This is a genomic window from Jatrophihabitans sp. (assembly GCF_051960575.1).
Lineage (GTDB): Bacteria > Actinomycetota > Actinomycetes > Mycobacteriales > Jatrophihabitantaceae > JBQCEE01.
In genome coordinates this window covers 1-7605 of sequence record NZ_JBQCEE010000346.1, presented here as the reverse complement: position 1 = coordinate 7605, position 7605 = coordinate 1, and the positions used below count along the sequence as shown (strand labels likewise).

Below are 7605 nucleotides of genomic sequence, written 5' to 3'. Positions count from 1 at the left end.
CCATGTCGCCGAACGCGTCCTCGGCGCCGAGGATGTCGGTCAGCGCGACGTACTCGGTCTTGCCGTCGACGGTGTCGGACACCAGGCCCATCGCGATGCCCGCGACCGGTGCCTTGAGCGGCACGCCGGCGTTGAGCAGCGCGAGCGTCGAGGCGCAGACCGAGCCCATCGAGGTCGAGCCGTTCGAGCCGAGGGCCTCGGACACCTGACGGATCGCGTACGGGAACTCGTCGCGGCTCGGCAGCACCGGCACGAGCGCACGCTCGGCGAGCGCGCCGTGGCCGATCTCGCGGCGCTTCGGCGAGCCGACGCGGCCGGTCTCACCGGTCGAGAACGGCGGGAAGTTGTAGTTGTGCATGTAGCGCTTGGTGCGCACCGGCGAGAGCGTGTCGAGCTTCTGCTCGAGGCCGAGCATGTTCAGCGTGGTGATGCCCAGGATCTGGGTCTCGCCGCGCTGGAACAGCGCCGAGCCGTGCACGCGCGGCACGACCTCGACCTCGGCCGAGAGGGTGCGGATGTCGGCGAGCCCGCGGCCGTCGATGCGGACCTTGTCGCGCAGGATGCGCTGCCGGACGAGCTTCTTGTTCAGCGAGCGGAAGGCCGGGCCGATCTCGTCGAAGCGGTCCTCGAACTGCCCGCGGAGGGAGGCCTTGACCTCCTCCTTGATCTCGTCGAGGCGCGCCTCGCGCTCCTGCTTGTCGGCGATGGCCAGCGCGCCCGCGACCTCGGCCGACACCGCGTTCTCGACGGCCGCGAAGACCTCGTCGCTGTAGTCGAGGAAGATCGGGAACTCGGCGACCGGCTTGGCGGCGGTGGCGGCGAGCTCCTTCTGCGCGCGGCAGAGCTCGGCGATGAACGGCTTCGCCGCCTCGAGCCCCTCGGCCACGACCTCCTCGGTCGGCTTGGTGGCGCCGCCCTCGATGAGCGCGAGCGAGCCCTCGGTGGCCTCGGCCTCGACCATCATGATCGCGACGTCGCCGCTGTCGAGCACGCGGCCGGCGACGACCATGTCGAAGGTGGCGCGCTCGAGCTCGGTGTGCGTCGGGAAGGCGACCCACTGGCCGTCGATGAGCGCGACGCGGGTGCCGCCGATCGGGCCGCTGAAGGGCAGGCCGGCGATCTGCGTGGACGCGGACGCCGCGTTGATCGCGAGCACGTCGTAGGCGTGGTCGGGGTTGAGCGCCATCACCGTGATGACGACCTGCACCTCGTTGCGCAGGCCCTTGACGAAGGTCGGGCGCAGCGGGCGGTCGATCAGGCGGCAGGTGAGGATCGCGTCCTCGCTCGGGCGGCCCTCGCGGCGGAAGAACGAGCCGGGGATGCGGCCTGCGGCGTACATGCGCTCCTCGACGTCCACCGTCAGGGGGAAGAAGTCGAAGCCCTCGCGCGGCTTCTTGCCGGCCGTGGTGGCCGACAGCAGCATCGTGTCGTCGTCCAGGTAGGCGACGACCGAGCCGGCGGCCTGCTTGGCGAGGCGGCCGGTCTCGAAGCGGATGGTGCGGGTGCCGAAGCTCCCGTTGTCGATCGTGGCGACCGTCTCGACGACGCCGTCTTCGCTGACCTCTGTCATAGAGGTGTCCTCTCGTACGTGCCGGGTGCGCACAGGCGACGTACGAGCTCGGTCGTGGGTGCCGGTCTTCGATCGAAGCGGGCGAGCGCACCGGTTCACCGGGTGCTCGACCGCCACTACCGAGGACCGGCCGTCGGGTGACGACCAGACGTCGCAGGGACGCGCGTGTGCGTCCGGCGGCTTCAGTTGTGGAAAGGGCGGTCCCTCCGTCGGGAGGGACCGCCCTGAAGTGCTAGCGGCGCAGACCGAGTCGCTCGATGATCGAGCGGTACCGGTTGATGTCGGTCTTCGCCAGGTAGTTGAGCAGCCGGCGGCGCTGTCCGACCAGCAGCAGCAGGCCGCGCCGGCTGTGGTGGTCGTGCTTGTGCTGCTTGAGGTGCTCGGTGAGGTCGCGGATGCGCTGGCTCAGCAGCGCGATCTGCACCTCGGGCGACCCGGTGTCACCCTGGGCGGAGCCGTACTCGGCGATGATCTGCTGCTTGACATCGGCGGCGAGTGCCACTGACGACTCCTTCTGTTCGTCGCGGGGCACGCCTCACCGGTCTGCATCACGGTGAGAGCGGAACGTGCCGCGCAGGACCCACCACAGGCAGGCCGACGACCAGACTACCAGTCCGCCCGGCCGACCCCGTGCACCCGGCCGCGCGGGACGCCGTGAGCCCGCACCGGCGTGACCGGGCGGACTTGGCAGCCCTCGTCCGCCGAGCGTTCAATGGCTCCATGAGCGCCGGGCGCGCCGAGGACGGCGCCGATTGGGAGTACGCGCCGCTGCGGATCCCGGCCGAGGTGGGCCGGTTGACCGCAGCGGCGCAGTTGTCGTTGCAGGCCGAGTTCGGCGGCTGGGAACTCGCCCGGGTCGCCCGCTACGCCGACGGCAGCCGTCGGGTGACCCTGCGCCGCAAGCGGCGCCCCAACAACCCGCTGCCGCTCCCCCGGCTGTCGATCTGACCGTGCGCACGCCCCGGTCGTGATCGACGGCGTCGGTCAGTCGGGCGCGGCGCCGTCCGGCAGGTAGTCACGCACGGTGGCGAGGGTGTCGATCTCGGCCACCGTCTTGTCGTCGCGGTAGCGCAGCACGCGGGCGAAGCGCAGGGCGACGCCGCCCGGGTACCGGCTCGAGCGCTGCACGCCGTCGAAGGCGATCTCGACGACCTGCTCGGGGCGGACGCGCACGACCCAGCCGTCGGTCGGGCCGTCGGCGAGGGCGAGGAAGCGTTCGGTCTGCCAGTCGAGCATCGCGTCGGTCATGCCCTTGAACGTCTTGCCGAGCATGACGAGCCGGTCGCCGTCGCGGGCGCCGAGGTGGATGTTGCTGAGCTTGCCCCGGCGCCGGCCGCTGCCCCACTCGACGGCGAGCACGACGAGGTCGAGCGTGTGCACCGGCTTGACCTTGATCCAGCCCGCGCCCCGGCGTCCGGCCTCGTAGGGCGCGGCGGCGTCCTTCACCATGACGCCCTCGTGCCCGGCGGCGAGCGTGCGTTCGGCGAAGGCCTGCGCCTCGGCCAGGTCGGCCGTGACGATGCGGTCGATGCGGTACTGCGGCGGGACGATGCGGTCGAGTACGGCGATGCGCTCGTGGGTCGGCGCGTCGAGCAGGTCGGCGCCGTCGAGGTGCAGGACGTCGAACAGGAAGGTGGCGAGCCCCGGCGCGCCGTCCACGTCGACGCTGCGACCGAAGCGCGAGGCCGTCACCTGGAACGGGTGCGGCCGCCCGTCGGGACGCAGGGCGATCGCCTCGCCGTCGGCCACCAGCGACTCGACCGGCAGCGCGCGCACCGCCGCCACCACCTCCGGCAGACGCGCGGTGACGTCGTCGAGCGAGCGCGTGTAGATCGTGACGTCGTCGCCGCGGCGGTGCACCTGCACCCGCGCGCCGTCGAGCTTCGCGTCGATGACCGCCGAACCGCCGATGCGCTCGAGGGCTTCGTCCACCGATTTCGCGGTCTGCGCGAGCATCGGCCCGACCGGGCGGCCGACCACCAGCCCGAAGCTCTCGAGCGGTCGGCCGTGCTGCAGCGCGTCGGCGACCTCGGGCATGCTGCCGCCGAGCATCGCGGCCCGGCGAACCGCGGCGAGCGGTGCGTCGAAGGCCTTCGCCACGGCGTCGGCCATCACGCCCGCGGACGCGCCCTGCCGCAGCTCACCGCCGAGCAGGCGGCGCAGGAAGTCCTGTTCGGCGTGGGTCGCACGGCCGAACAGGTCGGCGAGCAGCGCTGCCCTCGTTGCCTGTGACCCCGTGCCCGTCGTCGCCTTGATCTCGTCGAACCGGGCGTCGACCTCGTGCACGGTCAGCGAGGGGGCATCGGCCGCGGGCGGCAGCGACCGCAGCGCGGCGTACCCGACGCCGATCTGTCGCTGCGGCAGCTCGCCCGAGAGCCAGGCGACGACGGTGGTCACATCGGCGCCTGCGCCCGCGAGCAGCTGCGCCAGCCGCTTGGTCTTGGCCAGCCGTGACGAGGTCGCTGCAACATCTGTCGAGGCTGCGGCGACGTCGTGCAGCCGCATCCGCTCGACCGGCGTAGAGGTCAACAGCTGTTGAGGAACCGGTCGAGGACGCGCACGCCGAACTTGAGCCCCTCGACCGGCACCCGCTCGTCGATGCCGTGGAAGAGCGCGGCGAAGTTGAGGTCGGGCGGCAGCAGCAGCGGCGAGAACCCAAAACAACGCATGCCCAGCAGCGAGAAGGACTTCGCGTCGGTGCCGCCGCTCATGAGGTACGGCAGCGGGACGGCGGCAGGGTCCTCGGCCTTGAGGGCGGCGGACATCGCGTCGACGAGCGCGCCGTCGAAGGTCGTCTCGACCGCGATGTCCGACACGATGGTCTCGCGGGTGACGCCCGGGCCAATGAGCTCGTCGAGCGTGCGCAGCAGCTCGTCCTGCTGCCCGGGCAGGAACCGCGCGTCGATCGTCGCCTCGGCCAGGCCCGGGATGACGTTCGCCTTGTAGCCCGCCTGCAGCATGGTCGGGTTCGTGGTGTTGCGGATCGTCGCGCCGATCATGCGCGCGGCCGGCCCGAGCAGCGGCAGCCACTTGTCCGGATCGTCGACGTCGAGGTCGATGCCGGTGGCCGCGGACAGGCCCTCGATGGTGGCCCGCACCGTGTCGGTGATGACGAGCGGCCACTCGTGCCGGCCGACGCGCGAGACGGCCTCGGCCAGGCGGGTGACGGCGTTGTCGTCGTGCAGCATCGACCCGTGCCCGGGCGCACCGACCGCCTTGAGCCGGAACCACTCGATGCCCTTCTCGGCCGTCTGGATCATGTACGCGCGCGCCTGGTCATTCAGCGAGACGGAGTAGCCGCCGACCTCACTGATCGCCTCGGTGCAGTCGGCGAACAGGTCGGGGTGGTGGTCGACGAGCCAGTGGGCGCCGATGCGTCCGCCGGCCTCCTCGTCGCTCACGAATGCAAGCACGATGTCGCGGGGCGGACGCTGCCCGGTGCGGGCCCACTGGCGCACGAGTGCCAGCACCATTGCGTCCATATCCTTCATGTCGACCGCGCCGCGTCCCCAGACGTAGTCGTCCTTCACCTCGCCGGCGAACGGGTCGACGGTCCACTCGGACGCGTCGGCCGGCACGACGTCGAGGTGCCCGTGGATCAGCAGCGGCGGCCGCGACGGGTCGCTGCCCTCGATGCGGGCGATGGTCGACGCACGCCCCGGGGCCGCCTCGAGGATCTGCGACTCGATGCCGACCTCGGCGAGCTTCTCGGCGACGAACTCGGCCGCCGGCCGCTCGGGATGCGTCGGGTTCGAGGTGTTGATCCGGATGAGCTCGGACAGCAGGCTGACGACCTCGTCCTGCGCGCCGGCTGCGGTGAGGTCGCCTGAAGACTCCATGACTCGTGTCTACCAGCCGGGTGCGACGACCGTCAGCCGTGCGTGCCCCGCCTTCCCATGCGGATGATCGCCGCCGCCAGGCCGAGCGTGGCCAGGGTGGTGAGCAGGTAGAGCAACCGAGCGAGGCTGGTCGGCACCAGGTTCGACAGCGCCGAGGTGGCCACGTCGACGACGCTGCGCGGCGGCTTCGGGTGCGCGGTGCGCGACACCGTCGGGGTCGGCGTGGGCCGCGGTCGCGACGTCGTCGGACGTGGGCGCGGTGGCACGACGACGACCGGCGTCGGGCGAGCGGTCGTCGTGCGCGGCGGCCGCGTCGTCGGACGCGGCGTGGGCGACGACGTCGACGGCGGTGGCGGCGGTGTCGTCGTGCGGGTCGGCGGCGGGGTGCGCGTCGGGGCCGGCGGCGACGACGTCGGGTGCGGCAGCGGCAGCAGCGAGGTCACCGTGCCGACGACCCCGGGCAGGCTCAGCGGGACGTCGAGGTTCAGCTGGACGCCGAGCAGGTTCAGGTGCAACGGCAGGCTCGGTGCGCCGGGCGGCGGCACGGGTGCCGGGGCGACCGGCGCGGCGGAGGCAGGCGCGACACCGGACGGGGCGGCGAGGGCCACCACCAGTCCAGCGGCCGGGAGCACCATCGCTCGCCGGAACCGATCGCTCCGCATGCCGAAACCAGCTCTCTGAAGCCCCACCTGTCGCTCCCCCGAACGACCCGCTCAGGTTACATCTGTGTGAGGCGACGCGCGACACGAACGGGGAAATGTCCGGAACGCCCACGTTAGCGGGCCGGTCCGGGCCGCTCGCCGCCCGTCGGCTAGAGTGGTCTCCGCACTCGTCCGGGTGGCGGAATGGCAGACGCGCTAGCTTGAGGTGCTAGTGCCCTTTATCGGGCGTGGGGGTTCAAGTCCCCCCTCGGACACGCTGCGTTGAGACAGTCCTAGGGCTCCGACCTCCGGAAACATGGGGGGTCGGAGCCCTTTGTCGTCTCTAGAGGAGCGGCCCGAACGCTCAGTGGTCACAACCCGGTCACAACAGGCCCAGATCGGCAAGTGCCACCGTCGAGGACCTCCACGTGGCTGGTGCGCCGCAGGGCAAGCTCGGCTACGAAGCAAGCCGCCGAAGCAACTGGCTGCATCTCGCAAGATTCGGCACGGCGCGGGGAGTCTGTGGGTTGTCCACCATCCGCTACGAGCCCGCAATCAAAGCCGCTACCCGATCAGCGGCGTCGGACTCCATCGACGGGATCACGTGACTGTAGATGTCGAGCGTGATGGCGATGTTCGAGTGGCCGAGGCGCTCCTGCACAACCTTGGGGTGCACACCCGCCTGTAAGGCGAGCGTCGCCCACGTGTGGCGAAGGTCGTGAAGCCGGATCTCGGGCAAGTCGCTGCGGCCGACGGTCTGTGTGAACTCGCGAGAGAACCGGTCGGGATGGATCGGGCGGCCATCAGGCATGGCGAACACGAGTCCGTGGTCTCGGTATCCAGCGCCGACGAGGAGGCGCTCCTCCGCTTGGGCGGCGCGGTGCGCCCGGAGCTTGGCTACGGTGCCATCGTCGAGGCGCACGACTCGGCGGCCGCGGTCGGTCTTGGGGTCCGACCAGACAGGCACGCCGCCGGGCCGCACGTCGACCAGAGTGCGGCGAATGGATACCGCTCCTAGGTCGAGATCGATGGCGTCCCACCCCAAGCCCAAGGCCTCTCCCCTGCGCATGCCCGTCATGACCAGCAGGTGCCAGCCAACGTGGTGTCGTTGGTGGCGGCTTCGAGCGAGGAAGGCGCCGACCTGATCACTCGTCCAGGCTTGGACGGTCTGGTGTCGGTCTGCCCGGGCCTCGACCCTCGGGGGCTTCACCTTCGCTGCGGGGTTCACGGCGAGGAGTCCTTCTTGGTCGACAGCCGCCTGCAGGCACTTACGGAGGATGGTTGCCACATACCGAGTCGTCCTCGGCGACAAGCCGGTTCCGGCAACATGATCTGCGCGTCCTCGCTCGAGCAGCATGGCGTAGAGGCTGGCGATGTCGCTGGGACGGATGGTCTGCAGTCGTTTGGTTCCGAGAGTGGGCAGGACGTGTGTCAACGGCCAAGTTGTGGTCCCCGCTGGTGGCCAACTGAAAGTCCCCACTCCTCGCGGGTGATCACTTCTTTTTCGAGGCGGTGTCTCCTCTCGTGCGGGCTTGTTTCATGCGGTAGCTGTCGC

At 70.9% G+C, this 7605-nt stretch carries 7 protein-coding genes and 1 tRNA gene; 2 read left to right on the top strand and 6 right to left on the bottom strand.

Annotated elements, in window-relative coordinates; genetic code table 11:
• Together ACTHMS_RS19325 and rpsO are read right to left on the bottom strand one after the other, a co-directional pair.
• On the bottom strand, positions 1–1570 hold a 1570-nt coding region (locus ACTHMS_RS19325; RefSeq protein WP_440308293.1), incomplete at its 3' end, for a polyribonucleotide nucleotidyltransferase.
• A 232-nt stretch (positions 1571–1802) separates the two neighbouring features.
• A complete protein-coding gene (rpsO, locus tag ACTHMS_RS19320) occupies positions 1803–2072 on the bottom strand; it encodes a 30S ribosomal protein S15 (RefSeq protein WP_440308292.1) in 270 nt (89 codons plus the stop codon).
• 218 nt (positions 2073–2290) lie between these two features.
• On the opposite strand from rpsO, the gene ACTHMS_RS19315 reads away from it, so the two are divergent.
• Positions 2291–2518 (top strand): DUF5703 family protein, encoded by a 228-nt coding sequence (locus tag ACTHMS_RS19315; protein WP_440308291.1) that lies wholly within the window; start codon positions 2291–2293, stop codon positions 2516–2518.
• 36 nt (positions 2519–2554) lie between these two features.
• Here the strand turns inward: ACTHMS_RS19315 and ACTHMS_RS19310 are convergent, their stop codons facing one another.
• The 3 genes from ACTHMS_RS19310 to ACTHMS_RS19300 are packed head-to-tail and all read right to left on the bottom strand — an operon-like array spanning position 2555 to position 6071.
• A complete protein-coding gene (locus tag ACTHMS_RS19310; protein ID WP_440308290.1) occupies positions 2555–4075 on the bottom strand; it encodes an ATP-dependent DNA ligase in 1521 nt (506 codons plus the stop codon).
• Positions 4076–4095: 20 nt separating this feature from the next.
• Positions 4096–5409: a M20/M25/M40 family metallo-hydrolase gene (locus ACTHMS_RS19305; RefSeq protein WP_440308289.1), complete on the bottom strand. Its 1314-nt coding sequence runs from the start codon at positions 5407–5409 to the stop codon at positions 4096–4098.
• A 32-nt stretch (positions 5410–5441) separates the two neighbouring features.
• Positions 5442–6071 (bottom strand): hypothetical protein, encoded by a 630-nt coding sequence (locus tag ACTHMS_RS19300; RefSeq protein WP_440308288.1) that lies wholly within the window; start codon positions 6069–6071, stop codon positions 5442–5444.
• Positions 6072–6240: 169 nt separating this feature from the next.
• Between ACTHMS_RS19300 and ACTHMS_RS19295 the strand changes: the two genes are divergently transcribed.
• Positions 6241–6325, top strand: a tRNA-Leu gene (locus ACTHMS_RS19295).
• Positions 6326–6591: 266 nt separating this feature from the next.
• Here the strand turns inward: ACTHMS_RS19295 and ACTHMS_RS19290 are convergent.
• A complete protein-coding gene (locus ACTHMS_RS19290) occupies positions 6592–7338 on the bottom strand; it encodes a site-specific integrase (RefSeq protein WP_440308287.1) in 747 nt (248 codons plus the stop codon).
• Positions 7339–7605: the final 267 nt, after the last annotated feature.

Bases quoted from the DNA above. Each gene is read 5' to 3' on its own strand.
- ACTHMS_RS19305 (WP_440308289.1), bottom strand. From the start codon at position 5,409: ATGGAGTCTTCAGGCGACCTCACCGCAGCCGGCGCGCAGGACGAGGTC.
- ACTHMS_RS19315 (WP_440308291.1), top strand. From the start codon at position 2,291: ATGAGCGCCGGGCGCGCCGAGGACGGCGCCGATTGGGAGTACGCGCCG.
- ACTHMS_RS19310 (WP_440308290.1), bottom strand. From the start codon at position 4,075: ATGCGGCTGCACGACGTCGCCGCAGCCTCGACAGATGTTGCAGCGACC.
- ACTHMS_RS19300 (WP_440308288.1), bottom strand. From the start codon at position 6,071: ATGCGGAGCGATCGGTTCCGGCGAGCGATGGTGCTCCCGGCCGCTGGA.